This window comes from Streptomyces sp. NPDC097640 (assembly GCF_040302705.1).
Lineage (GTDB): Bacteria > Actinomycetota > Actinomycetes > Streptomycetales > Streptomycetaceae > Streptomyces.
Window position 1 is genome coordinate 143,030 of the sequence record NZ_JBEOSB010000024.1, and the last position, 16,298, is coordinate 159,327.

Annotated in this window: 18 protein-coding genes and 2 pseudogenes; 10 read left to right on the top strand and 10 right to left on the bottom strand. The window is 67.3% G+C overall.

Annotation, left to right across the window (positions count from 1 at the left end):
• The gene (locus ABTY62_RS47585; protein WP_502997560.1) at positions 1–240 is read right to left on the bottom strand and encodes a helix-turn-helix domain-containing protein; all 240 of its coding nucleotides are present in this window, start codon (positions 238–240) and stop codon (positions 1–3) included.
• 9 nt (positions 241–249) lie between these two features.
• Here ABTY62_RS47585 and ABTY62_RS32760 point away from each other — a divergent pair.
• Positions 250–1,391: pseudogene (locus ABTY62_RS32760) on the top strand (IS630 family transposase).
• Here the strand turns inward: ABTY62_RS32760 and ABTY62_RS32765 are convergent.
• From ABTY62_RS32765 to ABTY62_RS32780, 4 genes are all read right to left on the bottom strand, one after another.
• Complete coding sequence (locus tag ABTY62_RS32765; RefSeq protein WP_352133098.1) at positions 1,356–2,141, bottom strand: class I SAM-dependent methyltransferase; 786 nt, start codon at positions 2,139–2,141, stop codon at positions 1,356–1,358. The pseudogene ABTY62_RS32760 and the gene ABTY62_RS32765 sit on opposite strands and share 36 nt — an antisense overlap.
• A 280-nt stretch (positions 2,142–2,421) precedes the next feature.
• Positions 2,422–3,315, bottom strand: coding sequence for a helix-turn-helix transcriptional regulator (locus ABTY62_RS32770; protein WP_502997561.1), 894 nt, complete (start codon positions 3,313–3,315; stop codon positions 2,422–2,424).
• Positions 3,316–3,342: 27 nt separating this feature from the next.
• On the bottom strand, positions 3,343–4,149 hold the full coding sequence (locus tag ABTY62_RS32775; protein ID WP_352133041.1) for an SDR family oxidoreductase: 807 nt from the start codon (positions 4,147–4,149) through the stop codon (positions 3,343–3,345).
• Positions 4,150–4,451: 302 nt separating this feature from the next.
• Positions 4,452–4,721: a hypothetical protein gene (locus ABTY62_RS32780; protein ID WP_352133042.1), complete on the bottom strand. Its 270-nt coding sequence runs from the start codon at positions 4,719–4,721 to the stop codon at positions 4,452–4,454.
• A gap of 187 nt (positions 4,722–4,908) precedes the next feature.
• Between ABTY62_RS32780 and ABTY62_RS32785 the strand changes: the two genes are divergently transcribed.
• On the top strand, positions 4,909–5,241 hold the full coding sequence (locus ABTY62_RS32785; RefSeq protein WP_352133043.1) for a hypothetical protein: 333 nt from the start codon (positions 4,909–4,911) through the stop codon (positions 5,239–5,241).
• Positions 5,238–6,038 (top strand): IS21-like element helper ATPase IstB, encoded by an 801-nt coding sequence (gene istB / locus ABTY62_RS32790; protein ID WP_352133044.1) that lies wholly within the window; start codon positions 5,238–5,240, stop codon positions 6,036–6,038. The genes ABTY62_RS32785 and istB overlap by 4 nt, the downstream gene beginning before the upstream one ends.
• Before the next feature lie 63 nt (positions 6,039–6,101).
• On the opposite strand, the gene ABTY62_RS32795 is transcribed toward istB, so the two are convergent.
• Complete coding sequence (locus ABTY62_RS32795) at positions 6,102–6,665, bottom strand: cysteine hydrolase family protein (RefSeq protein WP_352133100.1); 564 nt, start codon at positions 6,663–6,665, stop codon at positions 6,102–6,104.
• A gap of 180 nt (positions 6,666–6,845) precedes the next feature.
• Between ABTY62_RS32795 and ABTY62_RS32800 the strand changes: the two genes are divergently transcribed.
• The gene (locus tag ABTY62_RS32800) at positions 6,846–7,046 is read left to right on the top strand and encodes a helix-turn-helix domain-containing protein (protein WP_352133045.1); all 201 of its coding nucleotides are present in this window, start codon (positions 6,846–6,848) and stop codon (positions 7,044–7,046) included.
• Here the strand turns inward: ABTY62_RS32800 and ligA are convergent.
• On the bottom strand, positions 7,024–9,102 hold the full coding sequence (gene ligA, locus ABTY62_RS32805) for an NAD-dependent DNA ligase LigA (protein WP_352133046.1): 2,079 nt from the start codon (positions 9,100–9,102) through the stop codon (positions 7,024–7,026). The two genes, ABTY62_RS32800 and ligA, sit on opposite strands and share 23 nt — an antisense overlap.
• Here ligA and ABTY62_RS32810 point away from each other — a divergent pair.
• The 4 genes and pseudogenes from ABTY62_RS32810 to ABTY62_RS32825 form a co-directional block, all read left to right on the top strand.
• The gene (locus tag ABTY62_RS32810) at positions 9,092–9,874 is read left to right on the top strand and encodes a hypothetical protein (protein ID WP_352133047.1); all 783 of its coding nucleotides are present in this window, start codon (positions 9,092–9,094) and stop codon (positions 9,872–9,874) included. The two genes, ligA and ABTY62_RS32810, sit on opposite strands and share 11 nt — an antisense overlap.
• A gap of 576 nt (positions 9,875–10,450) precedes the next feature.
• Positions 10,451–10,777 carry a hypothetical protein gene (locus tag ABTY62_RS32815; protein WP_352133048.1) on the top strand — a complete coding sequence of 109 codons (327 nt, stop codon included), beginning with the start codon at positions 10,451–10,453 and terminating at the stop codon, positions 10,775–10,777.
• Between the two features lie 113 nt (positions 10,778–10,890).
• Positions 10,891–12,459, top strand: a complete 1,569-nt coding sequence (locus ABTY62_RS32820; protein ID WP_352133049.1) for an FAD-dependent monooxygenase — start codon at positions 10,891–10,893, stop codon at positions 12,457–12,459.
• Positions 12,460–12,676: 217 nt separating this feature from the next.
• A pseudogene (locus ABTY62_RS32825) lies at positions 12,677–12,862 on the top strand (transposase); the annotation flags it as partial.
• A gap of 17 nt (positions 12,863–12,879) precedes the next feature.
• On the opposite strand, the gene ABTY62_RS32830 reads toward ABTY62_RS32825, so the two are convergent.
• A complete protein-coding gene (locus ABTY62_RS32830) occupies positions 12,880–13,512 on the bottom strand; it encodes a hypothetical protein (protein ID WP_352133050.1) in 633 nt (210 codons plus the stop codon).
• A gap of 143 nt (positions 13,513–13,655) precedes the next feature.
• On the opposite strand from ABTY62_RS32830, the gene ABTY62_RS32835 reads away from it, so the two are divergent.
• Both ABTY62_RS32835 and ABTY62_RS32840 read left to right on the top strand, forming a co-directional pair.
• Complete coding sequence (locus ABTY62_RS32835) at positions 13,656–13,850, top strand: hypothetical protein (protein ID WP_352133051.1); 195 nt, start codon at positions 13,656–13,658, stop codon at positions 13,848–13,850.
• Between the two features lie 37 nt (positions 13,851–13,887).
• Positions 13,888–14,658: a pirin family protein gene (locus tag ABTY62_RS32840; protein ID WP_352133052.1), complete on the top strand. Its 771-nt coding sequence runs from the start codon at positions 13,888–13,890 to the stop codon at positions 14,656–14,658.
• 207 nt (positions 14,659–14,865) lie between these two features.
• Here the strand turns inward: ABTY62_RS32840 and ABTY62_RS32845 are convergent, their stop codons facing one another.
• Together ABTY62_RS32845 and ABTY62_RS32850 are read right to left on the bottom strand one after the other, a co-directional pair.
• A complete protein-coding gene (locus ABTY62_RS32845; protein ID WP_352133053.1) occupies positions 14,866–15,222 on the bottom strand; it encodes a zinc finger domain-containing protein in 357 nt (118 codons plus the stop codon).
• Positions 15,223–15,361: 139 nt separating this feature from the next.
• On the bottom strand, positions 15,362–16,270 hold the full coding sequence (locus ABTY62_RS32850; protein ID WP_352133054.1) for a LysR family transcriptional regulator: 909 nt from the start codon (positions 16,268–16,270) through the stop codon (positions 15,362–15,364).
• Positions 16,271–16,298: the final 28 nt, after the last annotated feature.

Genomic DNA, 16,298 nt, shown 5'->3' on the forward strand with positions numbered 1-16,298 from the left:
TCAGAAGCGGGTCTCGGGGCGCTCCGCCGCGATGGCCGCTGTCGCCTCGATGCTGTCCATGCCCGGCATCCGTACATCCATCAGCACCACGTCGGACTCAGCTCGCGTGTGAGCCGCGCCATGTCCTCCTGTGCCTCCAGCACCATCCTGAATGCCCCGCAGGAGCGGCTCGTCGTCCACCAATAGCACGCGGATCTCGATCAGGCCCCTGTCCCAAATCGGACGGCGCGCGTCGGCCATGCTGTCCTGGTGGCTGAACGGGTGCGGGTGCGGGAGATCGACGACGATGAGGGCCGGAGGCTGCTGCGGATTATCCGCCGGGGTACCGGGTCGGTGGTGACCTGGCGGCGGGCCCAGATGGTGCTGCTGTCCGCGCAGGGTACGCCTGTCGACAAGATCGCAACGGTGGCGTTCGCCAGCCCGGATCGGGTCCGGGACGTCGTGCACAACTTCAATGCCGACGGATTCGACTCGCTCTACCCGAAGTACAAGGGCGGGCGCCCCAGGGCGTTCACGCTGCCTGAGCGTCGCGAGATCAAGAAGATCGCCAAGTTCAAGCCGGCCGAGCACGGCCTGCCGTTCTCGACCTGGAGCCTGGTCAAGTTGGCCGATTTCCTGGTCGCCGAGGGGTGGTCGACGACATCAGCCACGAGGGCCTGCGGGTCCTGCTCCGTGAGGAGGGCGTCTCCTTTCAACGTGTGAAGACCTGGAAGTCTTCGAACGACCCCGACTACGAGGCGAAGAAGGCCCACGTCGAGCACCTGTACACGATCGCCGACGGCGAGGTCGTCCCTGAAGAGGGTGAGCCCGAAGTCGTCCTCTGCGTAGACGAGTTCGGCCCGCTCAACCTCCAGCCCCACCCCGGACGCCAGTGGGCCGAACGCGGCGGCAAGCACAAGGACCCCCACCGCGAGCCTCGGCCCCGCCGCCGTGCGACTTACACGCGCCCGCACGGGGTCCGGCACCTGTTCGCGGCCTACGACCTGGGCAAGGACCAGCTCTACGGCCACATCAAGAAGGCCAAGAACCGCTCCAAGTTCCTGGAGTTCTGCCGCTACCTGCGCTACCTGCGCTCCCTGCACTCCATCGGGAAGCGCATCGCGATCGTGTGCGACAACTACTCGCCGCACCTGACCACGAAGCGGTGCCGCCGGGTCGCGGACTGGGCCGAGGCTAACAACGTCGAGATCGCCTACACCCCGACCAACTCCTCATGGATGAACCGGATCGAAGCCCAGTTCACCGCCCTGCGCTACTTCACGCTCGACGGCACCGACCACGCCGGCCACAAGGAGCAGGGCAGCATGATCCGCCGCTACATCATCTGGCGGAACAAGCACGCCCAGGACGAGCGCCTACGCGCGGTGGTGAACAGGGCGAACATCGCCTGAGGCGGCCGCACCCCGGCGGAACAAGGCGGTCCATAGGAACGTCACGCCGAACAGTGCTGACTCAGGGAGCTCCTCCCGCATTCGGCGCAGTTCCACCTCCACCAGGTCGGAGAAGATCCAGTGCAGCGATTCGGGGGTGTAGGCGAGGCCGCCTTGCAACTCGCGTTCACGGTAAAGGTCCGCATCCGTGAGTTCCGACCCCATTCCCCCCTCGCCGGCGGCGAAGCTGGTGAGTGCGAGGTGGCCGCCAGGAGCGAGGACCCGGTCGAGGAGGGCCAGGTAGCTGACCCGGCGGTGCGGCGGCAGGTGGTGGAAGCACCCTGAGTCGACGACCAGGTCGTACGGGCCGCTCAACTCGGCAGCGGGAAGCGCGAAAGCGTTGCCGCACAGGAAACGGACGTCGACTCCAGCCTCCTGAGCCCGGTCCTCGGCCCAGGCGACGGCCACCGGGGAGAGGTCGACGGCGTCCACCTGGAAGCCGCGCGCAGCGAGGTAGAGCGCGTTGCGGCCTGGGCCGCATCCCAGGTCCAGGGCCCGGCCGGGAGCGATCAGGCCCTGGTCAAGGTAGGCGGCCAGGTTCTCATCCGGCTTCGACACGAAGAACGGGACCGGCCTTGACCGGTCGGCATAGAAGCGGTCCCAGAAGTCCTTACCGTCGCCCGTTGCCGAGCGGCCGGCCTCGGATTCAGATGCGAAGAGCCCGTCCAAGAGCGCGAGAACGTCCTCGACGGTGCGTACGGTCCGGTCCATCCGGCCCCCCTTTCGACCGATGCCGATCATAGGAGCGAGGATGATAAAAGACCAGGTCAGACGGCATACAGCGAGGGCTGGAACGGGCTGCTGCAAGCCCCGGAAGCCACCGGCGAACAACCCACTCCAGACCTCGACTCCGCGTCCGCCCAGCCTTTCGTCGAAGGCCAGAACGAGGCCATCCTCGGCTACTGCGGGGAGACCATTTCGATGAGTTTTCCAGCGGTGCTACAGGGCGAACGTTGTCTGATGCGGCACCAGTACGGCTGAAGAGGTTGGACTATCCGTTGTGTGCTTCGAGCTCGGTCGCCAGCGTCTGTTGGGTGGCCGCCCACGACGCCAGGAGCGCTAAATTGTCAGCGGTCGGTGTGCCCGCGGGTGCGGTGTGGACGTTGAGGTGCAGGCCGGGTTCGGCGGGCAGTTCCAGGGACTCGACGTCCAAGTCGAACCGGCCCACGATCGGATGGCGCACACGCTTGCGGCCGGACCGGTGCAGTCGCACGTCCTGAGATGCCCACCGCTGCCGAAATAGCTCACTGCACGTTGACAGTTCGCCGACTAGGGCGATCAGCTCCTCGTCGTGCGGATTGCGGCCGGCTTCCATGCGTAGCTTCGCGGCCACGTCACCGGCAATTTGGTCGTAGTCGACAAAGAAATCTCTGGCCGCCTCGGGGTTTAGATAGACGAACCGCGCTGTGTTCGCGGGCCGTCGCGGGTCGGCCAGCACCGGTGAATACAGCGCGCGAGCAAGTTGATTCATAGCGAGCACGTCATAACGGCCGTTACCGATCGAGGCCGGCGCATCGGAGATCGCGTCGAGCACCTGCTGCAGCGTCGAGCGCACCGTCACGGCAGGCCTACGCCGGCGTGGGCCGCTGGGCGCCCTGGATTGGCGCGCGAGATGGAACAGGTGGTCGCGCTCGGCCTCGTCGAGTTGCAAGGCAGAGGCCAACGCGTCGAGCACGCCATCGGAGGCACCGGCGAGGCTGCCGCGCTCCATGCGCACGTAGTAGTCGACCGATACCCCCGCCAGTAGCGCCACCTCCTCGCGGCGCAGACCTTTGACCCGACGGTTGCCGCCGTAAGCGGGCAGGCCCGCCTGGTCGGGTGCGATGCGGGCGCGACGCGAGCTGAGAAACTCCCGGATCTCGGTGCGTAGATCCATCGTGGCCATCCCCTCACCGTAAGCCCGTCCCGCAGTCTAAGGGGTACCCGATGCGGTCGTCGCGATGCCGCCGTCTACCGGGATGATGGTGCCCGTGAGGTAGGACCCAGCCCGGCTGGCGAGAAACACGGCGATACCCGCCATGTCGTCGTCGCGGCCGAGCCGGCGCAGAGGGGCCGCCGCCGCGATCGTGTCGCCGATGGCATCGAGCGTGGACGCCATCATCTGCGACGGGAACACTCCCGGTGCTACCGCGTTCACCGTGACGTGCTGTGGGCCCAGCTCTCTGGCAAGCACTCTGGTGAGTTGATGGAGTGCCGCTTTGCTGCTGGCGTACGAGTAGTTGGGCGACTGGGCGACGTGGATGGCGGCGATACTGCCGATGTTAATGATCCGCGCGGGATCATCGGCGGTGCCCGCCCTGCGAAGTGCGGGGAGCAGCGCCTGCACCAGCCGGAACGGCGACTTGAGGTTGAGGTCGATCACTGCGTCCCACGCCTCGTCCGGGAACGTCGCTAGCGGCTCGCGCCACATCGCTCCCGCGTTGTTGACAAGGATGTCCAGGCGTTCCGAGTCGACCTTGACAAGATCAGCGAGGCGCTGACACTCGTCGTGCCTGGACAGGTCGGCGGGGATTGCTTGAACGTCGCCGAATTCAGACAGTAGATGCTGTGCCTCCGCGCACGTGTCGGCCTTGCGTGAGCTGATGACGACGCGGGCGCCCGCCTGGAGAAGGCCGCGCGCTACCATCATCCCAATGCCCCTGGTGCCGCCAGTGACAAGGGCGTACTTCCCACTCAGATCGAAAAGTTCTGCGTGAGCGGTGAATTGGTTGTCCGCCATTTGTCTCCGTCCCTTCTGTCGCGGAATAATGCGCCGACACGGTCGCGCATTCGGGGCAGCTGAATTGAACTGATGGGGGAAAGCTGCAGTGCGTGTCCATGGAGTGTTGTCGACGCTTTCGACTCAACCAGGTTGACAGGCGTTTGGGACGTCCGGGAGACCCTGGTGATACAGGTACTGTGAGAGCCCCCCTTGCCTGGTGCGCTGACTCACCCCGGATCCACCGGCTTGATTCCCGGTTGATCGTTTCGGAGTCGTGCAGGTCGTGTTGGGTGTGCCGTTCAGAAACCTGTCGCGGCAGGTCAGGCCGTATACCTGTACTCGTTGATCAGGCCGCCGAGGACGCGAGTCTGGAGTAGTCGTCGCGGAGTGCTCGAGTCAGTCAACGCTGCGGCCTGGCGGTCACAAACCGCGAGTTGCCTGCGCAGCACCACGTTCTCATGCTGAAGCACCAGCAGTTCGGCGTCCTTGCCTGCCTGCCTGCGTAACAGCACCGCCTGAACGGAGAGCAGCCTCCGCGTCACCTGGTACACCAGTGAGACGATCACCAGGCATGATCCCAGCGTGCCCACGAGGCCGCCAGACAGCCTATGAGCTGCAGCGATGCATTTATGAACGGCGCACGCTACCTGGAGGCCCTGGTCCGCAAGCCCGGCGCCTTCCCCGGCGCGACCGCGCTGGAACAGGCCCGCTCCGCAGGCAAGTTCATCCCTGTCCATGACGCATGGTGGGCGGCCGCCTGCAAGGCCCACGGCGACCGTGGACGGCACCCGTGCCCTGATCGAGGTCCTGCTGCTGGGACGGCATCTGCATCACGAGTACCTGGTGACCGGGCTCGCCGCCGCCCTTCGGGCAGGCGCCCTGACCGCGGACGCGGTCGCACTGGAAGCCCGCAAGGCCGCCGAGGCCGACGATGCGCCGGCCACGACGGCAGATCCTGAGCCGGACCGGGCGAGTGTGACGTTCCTGACCGAACGGCGCCTGGCCCACCTGCCGCCCGACAACCGGCCGCTGCCCTCGGTCGCGGCCTACGACCAACTGCTGCGACCGCGGCAGCCGGACCGTTCTGCCGTCGAGGGAGAAACGCCATGACGACGTTCAAACGCCACCGCGGGCTGACCGAACAGGCCGCCGATGCTGCTGTCGATCAGGCATGCCGGATGCTGCGGCTGCCGACCATCCGGGCCCAGTTCCCCGAGCTGGCCGAAGCCGCCGCCCGTGACCAGATGTCGTATCGCGGTTTCCTCGCCGAACTGCTGATGGCCGAATGCGACGATAGGGCCCGCCGCCGTTCGGAGCGGCGGATCAAGGCCGCCCAGTTCCCCCGCGAGAAATCACTGCGGGCCTTCGACTTCGAGGCGAACCCCAGCGTGGACCCGGCGGTCATCCACACCCTGGCGACCTGCGAGTGGGTCAAGAAGGGCCTGCCGCTCTGCCTGATCGGCGGCTCCGGCACCGGCAAGTCGCACCTGCTGATCGCGCTGGGCACCGAAGCCGCGATGGCCGGCTACCGGGTCCGCTACACACTCGCCACCAAGCTCGTCAACGAGCTGGTCGAGGCCGCGGACGAGAAGGTGCTGACCAAGACCATCGCCCCCTACGGCCGAGTCGATCTTCTCTGTATTGATGAGCTGGGCTATATGGAGCTGGACCGCAGGGGCGCTGAGCTGCTGTTCCACGTGCTGACCGAGCGCGAGGAAAAGAACAGCGTCGCCATCGCCTCGAACGAGAGTTTCAGCGGCTGGACCAAAACCTTCACCGACCCCCGGCTCCGCGCGGCCATCGTCGACCGGCTCACCTTCGGCGGCAACCTCATCCAGACCGGCACCGAATCCTACCGCCTGGCCCTCACCCAGGCCCGGACAGCAGCACAGAACGCTGCCGGCTGACCTCGCACGGTACGGGAGTCGATGCCGTTTTCCCCCGCACGCGAGGGCCCGGACGGCCTCCCGCTATTGCGGTGCGATGGCTTTGATCCAGTCCTCGATGGCGACCACATCTGCCCACTGCGGGAACAGCTTTTCGGTGAGCATCCGGTGCACCTCGGGGTCGGTGTCGAGGCAGGCATCCGCCAGGACAGTGAGGCCGAAGTCCAGGTCGATGGCGTGCCACAGGGTGGACAGCACTACAGCGCTGGTGGCGATGCCGGTGAGAACAAGGCTGTCGATACCGCGAGCCCTGAGCACCAAGTCGAGGTCGCTGCCCGAGAACGCGCTCCCCCGCCTCTTGGTGACCACCACGTCGCCCTGCTGGGGCGCGATGTCGTCATGAATCGCGGTGCCAGGGGCCCCCTCGGTGAACAGGCCGGCCCGCACGACGTTTGTCATCACCCTGTTGCGAGGGCTGACTTCTGGATCGCCCGGCCGCAACCCCATCACCACGTAGATCACAGTGATACCTGCAGCCCGGGCACCGTCGATCGCCCTGCGCAAGCGCGGCAGATATCCGGAACCATCGTCAGCGATGGCCACAACGTCCCGTTGGACGTCCATCACCAGAAGTGCGCTGTTCGCCATGCTTGCCATCCCTTCTCCGTTGGGAAACAGGAGCAAGTCTGGTGGATCAACCGAGCTGCGATGGAGGTTCCGGAGATCCTCGCAGCGTCGCGCCGCACTGCGCCTTCAACCAGTGTCGGTTCTCATCAACATTTTCTCGCCCTGTGATCACCAAGTGCTGTCCAAACTTGGTGATAAGCGGTGTCGCCCGTCAGTTACGAAGCCGGCTACACCTGGCGGCTTCGCGAGGTCATGGCCCAGCACCAGATCTTCACGGCCACCGAACTGGTGCCGCTGTTGCGCGAACGCGGCATCGACCTGTCCGCCTCCCAGGTGCACCGCCTGGTCTCCGGCACCCCCGAACGCCTGTCGTTGCAGGTCAGGGCAGGAGGTCGGCGATGAGTTCGGCGAACTCGCCGGGCGAGACGATGCGGATGCCGAGGTCTTCGGCCTTGGCGCGTTTGGCCCCGGCGCCGTCACCGGCGACCAGGAGGGAGGTGCGCTTGGAGACACTGGAGGAAGACCTGCCGCCGGCCCGTTCGATGAGTTCATTCATCTGGTTGCGGCCGAGTTGTTCCAGCGGACCGGTCATGGCGCCGGTGACGACCACCGTCATGCCATGGAGGGATCCTGCCGTCTCGGCGGTATGTGCCGCGCCGTTGCCGGCAGGTGGAGTGGCGCCGGGTTCGGTCGTGTTCACTCCGGCGGCGATGAGTTTGTCGATGACGGGTGCGAGCTGGGCCAGCTCGGCGACAATCACGGGCGCCTTCTCGATTCCGATGCCGTCGACCTGCTGCATCGCATCCGCGTCAGCGGCCCGGACCGCCTCCATGGTGGCGAAGTGGCGCGCGATGCGGCGGGACATCGACCGGCCGGTGCCGCGCACACCCAGCGCGCACAGTACCCGCGACAGCGGCCGGGTCTTGGCCTGCTCGATCGCGGCCAGGAGGTTGTCGCCGCTGGTGGGGCCCATCCGTTCCAGCGTCAGGAGCGCATCGCGGGTGAGGGAGAACAGGTCGGCGAAGTCGCTGATGAGGCCTGCGTCAGTGAGCTGGACGACTCGGGTCAGGCCGAGGCCCTCGATGTCGAGCTGGTCGCGGCCGACCGCGTAGGAGACGGAGGCGACCAGGTGGCAGTCGCGTCCGCGTTCGCACCGCCAGCGCTGCTCGGAGGCATCGATGCCGGATCCGCACTGCGGGCAGGTCTCGGGGAACGCGATGGGCTGCTCGGCCCCGGTGCGCAGATGCGCGACGGGAGCTTCGACGCGCGGGATGATGTCGCCGGCCTTGTAGACCATGACCTGGTCGCCGATGCGCAGATCGCGGCGGGTGATGTCGGAAGGGTTGTGAAGGGTGGCATAGGTGATGACGGACCCGTCGATCTCGACCGGTTCCAACACGGCGCGGGGAGCGATGATGCCGGTGCGGCCCACGTTCCATTCCACGTCCAGCAATCTGGTGATCTTCTCCACCGCGGGAAGTTTCCAGGCGATGGCCCAGCGAGGCGCCCGGGTTCCGGACCCGGCGGCCTGCCGGTCGGCGGCCAGGTCGGCCTTGATGACGATGCCGTCGATACCGAACGGCAGGTCGGCCCGCAGGCCCGCGAGCTCCTCGACGCGGTCCTGGACCGCCATCACGGAGGTGACGGAACGGCCGGGCACATCAGTGGCTGCCGCCGTTTGCACACCCCAGCCGACCATGCAGGCCATCACCTCGCTGTGAGAGGAGCCGGTCAGACGCTCCGCGAGCCCAGTGCCCGTGGTGGGCAGGGGCAGGCAGCCGTAGCCGAAGAACGTCATCTCCAGCCGGTACGCACGGTCCCTCGCCCGCAGCGTGCCCGCCGCGGCGTTGCGCGGGTTCGCGAACGGCTCCCCACCATGCTGGGCACGCACCGCGAGCGCCGTCTCGAACTGGACCGAGGTCATCAGCACCTCGCCGCGCACCTCCACCGTGACCGGCTCGGCCAGCTGACCGGGCAGGCCGCTCAGAGTGCCGATCGCGTGCGAGACGTCTTCCCCGGCTGTCCCGTTGCCGCGAGTGATCAGCTGCGCCAGCCGGCCGTCGCGATAGCGCGCGGCTATCGCAAGGCCATCCAGCTTCGGCTCCACGCTCCACGCCTGAACCGGCCGGCCGATTCTCCGCTCCAGCGAGGCGGCCCAGGTGGTGAACTGCTCAAGGGAGAACACGTTGTCCAGACCCAGCATGGGCTGGGTATGCGGCACATCCCCCTGCCCAACGCCTCCGGCAACCTTCCCCGTCGGCGACCCGGGCAGAATCTGCTCCGGGTGGTCCGTCTCCCAGGCGGTGATCGCCCGTATCAGCCGGTCATACGCGTCGTCGTCCAGCGCACTGTCCCCACCCCCGTAGTAGGCGGCCGCGGCCTTCATCGCGGTCTCGACCGCTTGCACGTACCCAGTGTTATCGGCGATCACAGCATCAGTGGTGGTCATGACCGCCATCGTGACTGCCACCACTGACAGCGCTGCGAAAGCCGCAGCCGAAATGGCCGCCACCAGCGACAACCAGCCGCAGCGCCTGGAGCTCACCGGAATGGATCGCAAGCCGAGGTTCGTCGCAGGCCGCCATCATCGGCGGCCAGCTCGGCGGACGCCGCGCGGGCAGACTCGCCTCACAAGAGGGGTTGGCCTTCCCGCCTGGGCACGAACCGCAGACGCCGCCCTGCGCAGGATCTTCAGGCTTCCGATACACGCCCCCGTTGCTTGTCAGATATGCGACCATCACCCAATGCTGCGCAGCCTTGAGATCAGTGCTGTTCTGTCGGGAGTGGAGCAGACTCACCGTGATCGGTTGTTCTGGGAGCGCACGATCGAGTTGACCTTGGATTGCTTCGTCTGCGAGCGAGTGGGCCGGACGACGGTACTGAAGTGGGGAGCCGAGCGGGCTGTCTGCATGAGCGGCCGGGGTGAGGACCACTTCACGGCAGCACGGATCGCGGCGTTCGACGTGACGAGCCAGGATGACCGGCTCACGTTGAAGTCCGTGGTCGACTTCTGGTGGGCACCGTTCCAGGACGCCAAACGCGGAGGGCAAGCGATGCCGCTCAGCTCCTGGGTCCGCCTGCAATACGGCTGTTACTGCCCACATCAGGAGACGTCAAGCAAGGGCTCGATCCAGACCAATGTGCGGCGCCCCAGCCCCGTGTATTGCGGAGAGTGCAAGACGGAGATGGCGATTGATGCGGAAGCACCGTCGATTCGGCTGCTGGTATAGGTCCTGGGGAGGGGCGGTGTCTGCCCACGAGGCTCAGTTCGCCCACCTCAACAAGCAGTGCGGTCCTGCTGCCGATGAGCGACCGGGACAAGGATGCGGAGATCCCGGCTCTCCGTCATCAGATCACGGTCCTGGAACGCCAACTCGGCAAGGGAAAGGCCCGGTTCAGCCCGAGCGAGCAGACGTTCGGCGCGGTAACTGTGGGAGTGGCTAGCCCGTGCCAGTAAGGACGCTAATACACCTTTTGCCGGTTGACGCGTCGACGCTCTGGGTGGTCCGCCGAACGCCAGGCGGGTGACGGTGCCCTTCGGCTGGTGAGTGGCGTGCGGTTGTGGGGAACTGGGGCGAGTGCCTGGTGTGGATGCTGGGGTGCCCGGCAGGCCCAGGTCACGTCACCACAACACCGGTGACCTCGCCCCTCGCAGGCATCACGCAAGGTCCGGTCACCGCCAGGAGGGCGGCCCACTACTCCTCCACGTCGCCGATGCGGACGCGCATCCTGTGCATAGATGCCAACACGTCCGCGATGGACCGCTCAGCCCGGTTTAGAGCTTTCCAGGCGCCATCCGGGTTCCCGTGATCGATCGCCGGCTCGGGGCGGACCTTGACGCGAGTCGATGTCTTCTCGGAGAAGATCCGCTTGCAGACGGGTTCGAGTGCGGCGAGCTGGCTGGCGAGTTCCTGCTGTGCGGTCGAGCAGCGGGCGTACCCGGATGGGAGATCGACCCGGAGGACCTGGCCCAGGTCTCCCCGTACCTGACCGAGCACATCAAGCGGTTCGGCGAGTACAGCACCCACGAACTCGGTATCCAGCCCGAGGCGTACGACCCCAAGCTCGACGTCGACTTCACTCAGCTCCGCGAACAGGAACCGGCCGCCTCCGGCTTCGGCACGGCCGCCTGAGCGCTCCATCGTTCTCAGCGCAAACTGTGCCGGCCCCATTCTCCTCGCGGGGCTGGTCCCTTGACACCTCGGCGCCTTTTTGGCCTCTTTGGCCCTCGGTCATAGTCGGCGCCATGGACTATGACGTAGACGTAGTGGTGGCCGGAGGCGGCCCGGTCGGACTGATGCTGGCCTGCGAGCTCCGGCTCGGAGGCGCGCGCGTGGCCGTCCTGGAGCGCCTCACCGAATTGAACCCGACGATCAAGGGCGGGGCGATCACCACGCCCAGCGCCGAGGCGCTCTACCGCAGAGGCATGCTGCCCGCGCTGGCCGAGGTGCAGCGGCAGGCGATGGACCGCTTCCAGGCATTCATGCGCGAGCGGAACGGCGGGGACGGAGGCGGGGCCGCGGGCCAAGGGCTCGGGATCGTCGGGCACTTCGCCGGGATCATGCTGCGCGCCGACCTGGTCGACCGTACGGAACCGGGCCTCGGCGACGCCGGACCCGCCGCCGAGATCGCTTTCGTGGCGCAGCAGGACATCGAGCGGCTGCTCGGCGGGAGGGCGGACGAGCTCGGCGTCGACGTGCGCCGGGGGGTGGAGCTGACCGGCTTCGACGCGGACGACGGGGCCGTCACCGTGCGGACCAGCCACGGGGCCATACGCGCTGGCTGGCTCGTGGGCTGCGACGGCGGCCGCAGCGTGGTCCGCAAGCTCGCAGGGTTTGAATTTCCCGGTACGGACCCGGAGATCACCTGTCACCAGGCGGTCGTGGAGATGACCGGCGCCGAGGACCTGAAGGTCGGCTGGACCGCCACGGACACCGGGGTGTACGCCTACGGGCCGATGCCGGGCCGCGTCGTCACCGTGGAGTTCGACGGCCCGCCGGCCGACCGGGACGCGCCGGTCACCGCCGAGGACCTCCAGGCGCGGCTGCGCCGCGTGTCCGGCGTGGACGTCACGATCACCGGGGTGCGGACCGCGACCCGCTTCACCGACCACGCCCGCCAGGTCACCGAGTACCGCAAGGGCCGGGTGCTGCTGGCGGGCGACGCGGCGCACGTGCACTCCGCGTTCGGGAGCCAGGGGCTGAGCCTGGGTATCGGGGACGCGATGAACCTCGGCTGGAAGCTCGCCGCGGTGATCGGCGGCCGGGCGCCGGAAGGGCTGCTGGACACGTACACCTCCGAGCGGCACCCGGTCGGTGCGTGGGTCCTGGACTGGACCCGGTCCCAGGTCGCGGCCATGCGCCCGGACCCGCAGTCCCGGGCCCTGCGCGAAATCGTCAGCGACCTGGCGGGGACGGTCGCGGGCACCACGTACCTCACCGCGCGGCTCAACGGTGGCGGGGTGCGATACGAGCTGCCGGGCAAGCACCCGCTCACCGGCCGCAGCACCCCGGACCTCGAACTCACCGACGGCGGCCGCCTCGCGGACCACCTCCACGGCGGCCGGGCGCTCCTGCTCGACCTCACCGACGACCCGGAGCTCCGGGCCCTCGCCGCGGGGTATGCCGGCCGCGTCGACACCTTGACGGCCGGCTGCCCGTACCGCCCGGACCTGGCGGCGGTCCTCGTCCGTCCAGACGGCTTCACGGCCTGGGCGGCCGACGCGGGGGCGCAGGCGCCGACGTCGACGGCCGGGCTGGCGGAAGCGCTGGAGGAGTGGTTCGGAGTGCCAGAGGGTGCGGTGACGCCGGGCTGATCCGCCGCTCTGATGACTGACTCGAACCACGAGCCGATCCCACCCACGGCCGCCGCACCCACCCGGTGTGGCGGCCCGGAGTGCTCGGGCAAGGATTTCAGTGAAACCGCTGACCGCCCCATGGGGCGGCTTTCGTGCGTATCTCCTCCGAGGGCCTTACGGGCAGGCACTCGGCGAGCAGGCCGACGATGTCGCGCCAGGCCCGCTGTGCGTGCCGCAGGAACTGCCTGCCTGGAAGCAGGCGCACAACAAGTCCCACACGCAGGTCCGGGCCCGTGTCGAGCACGTTTTCGCCCGCATGAAGACGTGGAAGATCCTTCGCGACTGCCGGCTGAAAGGCGACGGCGTCCATCACGCGGTGCTCGGCATCGCCCACCTGCACCACCTCGCACTCGCCGGGTGACGGCGACGGTGTTCATCTCACGGACCGGTCTCCGCCGTCAGTCCGGCGGGCGTGTGGCGGGGCCATGGCCTGCTCGTGCGGTCGATTGCGGCGGCCCGCAGCAGCTCCAGCACATGGCAGCCCGGGTATGTGCCGAACACGGGGAACTTCCACCGGTAGTAGCGGGACCAGTAGCTCACCACGCGGCGCTCGGTTCGCGCGAAGAACCCCGGATTCCGCGCGATGAAGTCCCCGTATGCCAGCCGCTGGGCAGACCGCCTGGACGGCAGGTCGGAAAGGCCGTGTTGGATGGACTCCAAGATCTCCAAGACGTACTCGCCAGCCAACTGCACCACGAACGGCACCACCCACAGCTGCTCGGAACTGGCGATTTGCTCCAGGTGAAGCTGGCGGACCAGCCCGTCGCAGTGCCGTGAGTACAGACAGTGCAGGATCGCCTGCTGCACCACCGTCAGCGAGCGCACCACGTCGATGGGCAGCTCATCCTGATAGATCCGATACGGAATGGCGACGGCTTCATCCTCCACGTACACCGAAAACGGCGACATAGATGCGATCCGGGCCTCCGGCATGACCGCCAAGACCGCGCGAACGTCATTGGCAAGTTGGTGTGGGAACGCCGCAACCAGGTCACCGTCGGTCATCGCCATGGATCGAGGCTGCTGCATTGCCATGGAGGCAATGGCCCACCGCCGGTTCTGCTCCATAGCACGGGACGGTCTTACGGATGGCGGCGGCACGCGGGTGCGCCTAGCCTGAAGGCTGGCGACCCCCCGCACTTCCGGAGGCGGACATGGATGACCTCCGCTACAAGATGATCATGGCATTGACCGCCGCCGACTTCGGCAACCCCCTCTGCGAGCAGGCGGCCGACATCTGCGCCGAGATCGCCGACCAGCACTGCACACAACTGCACGTCGCCGACCGGGGAGCCCCCGACGCTGTGCCGGCGGTGACAGTTCCGTCCGGCGCCCGGGGACGGCCGTGAGCGCGGCAGTACGCCGGGGATGGAAAGGACGCATGCGATGACCGCTGCTCTGCAACCGACGGTGGACATCCGCCGCAGCCAGGCACGGTACAAAACACAGCTGTCCTGGCTTGATTCCAAGCACTCCTTCTCCTTCTCGCGCCACTACGACCCTCAGAACACCCACCATGGACTGCTGCTGGTCAACAACGACGACATCGTCACCGCCGGCACCGGCTTCGAAACTCATCCACACCAGGACATGGAGATCGTCACGTGGGTGCTGCAGGGATCACTGGTCCACCAGGACTCCACCGGCCACACCGGGCTGATCTACCCCGGACTCGCCCAGCGCATGAGCGCCGGAACGGGCATCCTGCATTCGGAGAAGAACGACTCCTGGCGACTTAAGGACGTCAGCCCCCACACCGACCCCGTGCACTTCGTGCAGATGTGGGTCGTACCCGACGAGGAGGGCATCACCCCCGGCTACGAACAGTTGGAGATCGACGATGCACTGTTGCACGGCGGCCTGGTCACCGTGGCGTCGGGAATGGACCGGCATGCCGACACATCGGCGATCCGCATCAAGAACAAATACGCCGGACTGCACGCGGCACGACTGAACCCGGGCGACTCGGTGCTCCTTCCCGAGGCACCGTTCCTTCACCTCTTCGTTCCCCGCGGCACCGTCACGCTGGAGGCATCCGGAAAACTCGAAGCCGGGGATTCCGTACGCTTCACCGCAACCGGAGGCCAGCGGATCACCGCCGACGAACCCGCCGAGATCCTCGTCTGGGAAATGCACGCCACTGTCAAAGGCTGGTAAAACTCAAGATGGAAACCGCCGTCGGCGTACGGGACGACAAGAGCGAAGTCAGGCTTCTCCACCAGGCCGTAGACGCCCTTGGCACCGTCGTGCCTACGCTGAATAGCCCAAGATCAAGTACTTGACGTTACCGGCTGTCCCGTTGGTCCCCAAGGCCGGAACCTTGGAGCTCACCGGTGAGAAACTCCAGGCTGACGTCGCTCTCCTTCAGTTCCTCGGCCAGGGTCGCGTAACCCCGGCTTCGGCGGGCGAGTCGAGGGACTGCCGGGGGGTGGATGCACGGGCGTATCCCAGGCGGGCGTGCCCGACGGGTTCGGCGCCGGCGTGCCTCGGCCGGGGCAGCCCGGCCCAGGCGGAGCCGAGCTTGCGTGCGGCGGGGGTCGGCACGTCGGGGGCCTTGGCGAGTTGGGGCACGAGGCGAAAGCGGGTGGTGTGGTACTGGATGGCCACCTCGCCCTTGCCGGTGCGGCATGGCGAGCCCGCGGGGGCGGCGCAGGTGGACATCGGGCATTCGTACGATTCCACGCGCTTGAAGTTGTCGCTCACCAGCCCCGACCGTTTCATGAATTTCCTTCAAACCGTCGAGCCGTTTCCAATAACTCATGAAACACAGTTCGCCCCGGATACCGGGTGATGGTGCTTCACAGGCGACTTCCTGTGAGACGTCGGCCCCGTCGGCGTTTGGCCGGGGACCCGTGTCGGATCATTGCCCGTTGTGCTGTATCGCCTGCTCGCGAAGGGCGTGGATGAGCGTCGTGACATGGGGCCGGTCGCCGCGGCTGATTGCGGCGACGCCGATGTGCCGGATCGGCCCCTGCGACTTGATCGGGACGGTGCATAGGCCAGGAATCTCCGGGGCGAGCGCAATAGAGGGGATCAGAGAGATTCCCATACCCGCAGCGACCAGTGAGCGGGCGAAGAAGTAGTCGGTCGTGGTTCCGCGTACGTCCGGATCGAAGCCGGCGCGCTCGGCGTAGCGGCGCAGGTATGCCTCGCTCTTCAGACAGCCGAGCACCCAGGGTTCGGCTGCCATCTCAGCGAGGTCGAGCGCGTCGCGGTTGGCAAGTCGGTGCCCTTGTGGCAGGACGACGTGCAGGGGGTCTTCCAGGAGCGGCGTCCACTCCAGGCTGGAGCCGGGGCCCGGCCCCACGGGTAGCGGGCCGTCGAAATGGTAGGCGAGGGCGAGGTCCACGGCACCCTGCCGGACGAGCGGCAGGGTGTCCTCCGGTTCGCCCTCCCTGATGTGGAGCACAGTGCGGGGATGGACTGCCGTGAGCCGGGTGAGAGCGGCGGGCAGCAGCAGTCTGCCGCCGCTGGTGAAGGTGGCGACGGTGAGTTGGGGGCGGCCGGTGCTGAGCTGGGCGACCTGTTGTTGTGCGTGTTCGAGCTCTGCGGCGACAGATTCGGCGGCGCCGACCATGATGCGGCCGGCCTGTGTGAGGGTGACGCCGCGGGTGCTGCGGGCGACGACTTGGGTGCCGAGGCTGCGCTCCAGGGCGGCCACCTGCTGTGAGACGGCCGAGGGGGTGAGTCGGAGAGCCGCGGCCGCCTGGTTGAAGCTGCCGTGTTCCGCCACCGCCCGCAGGATGCGGAGCCGCTGCACATCGATCAACAGTTTTCCTTAATACCTATCCAGAAGG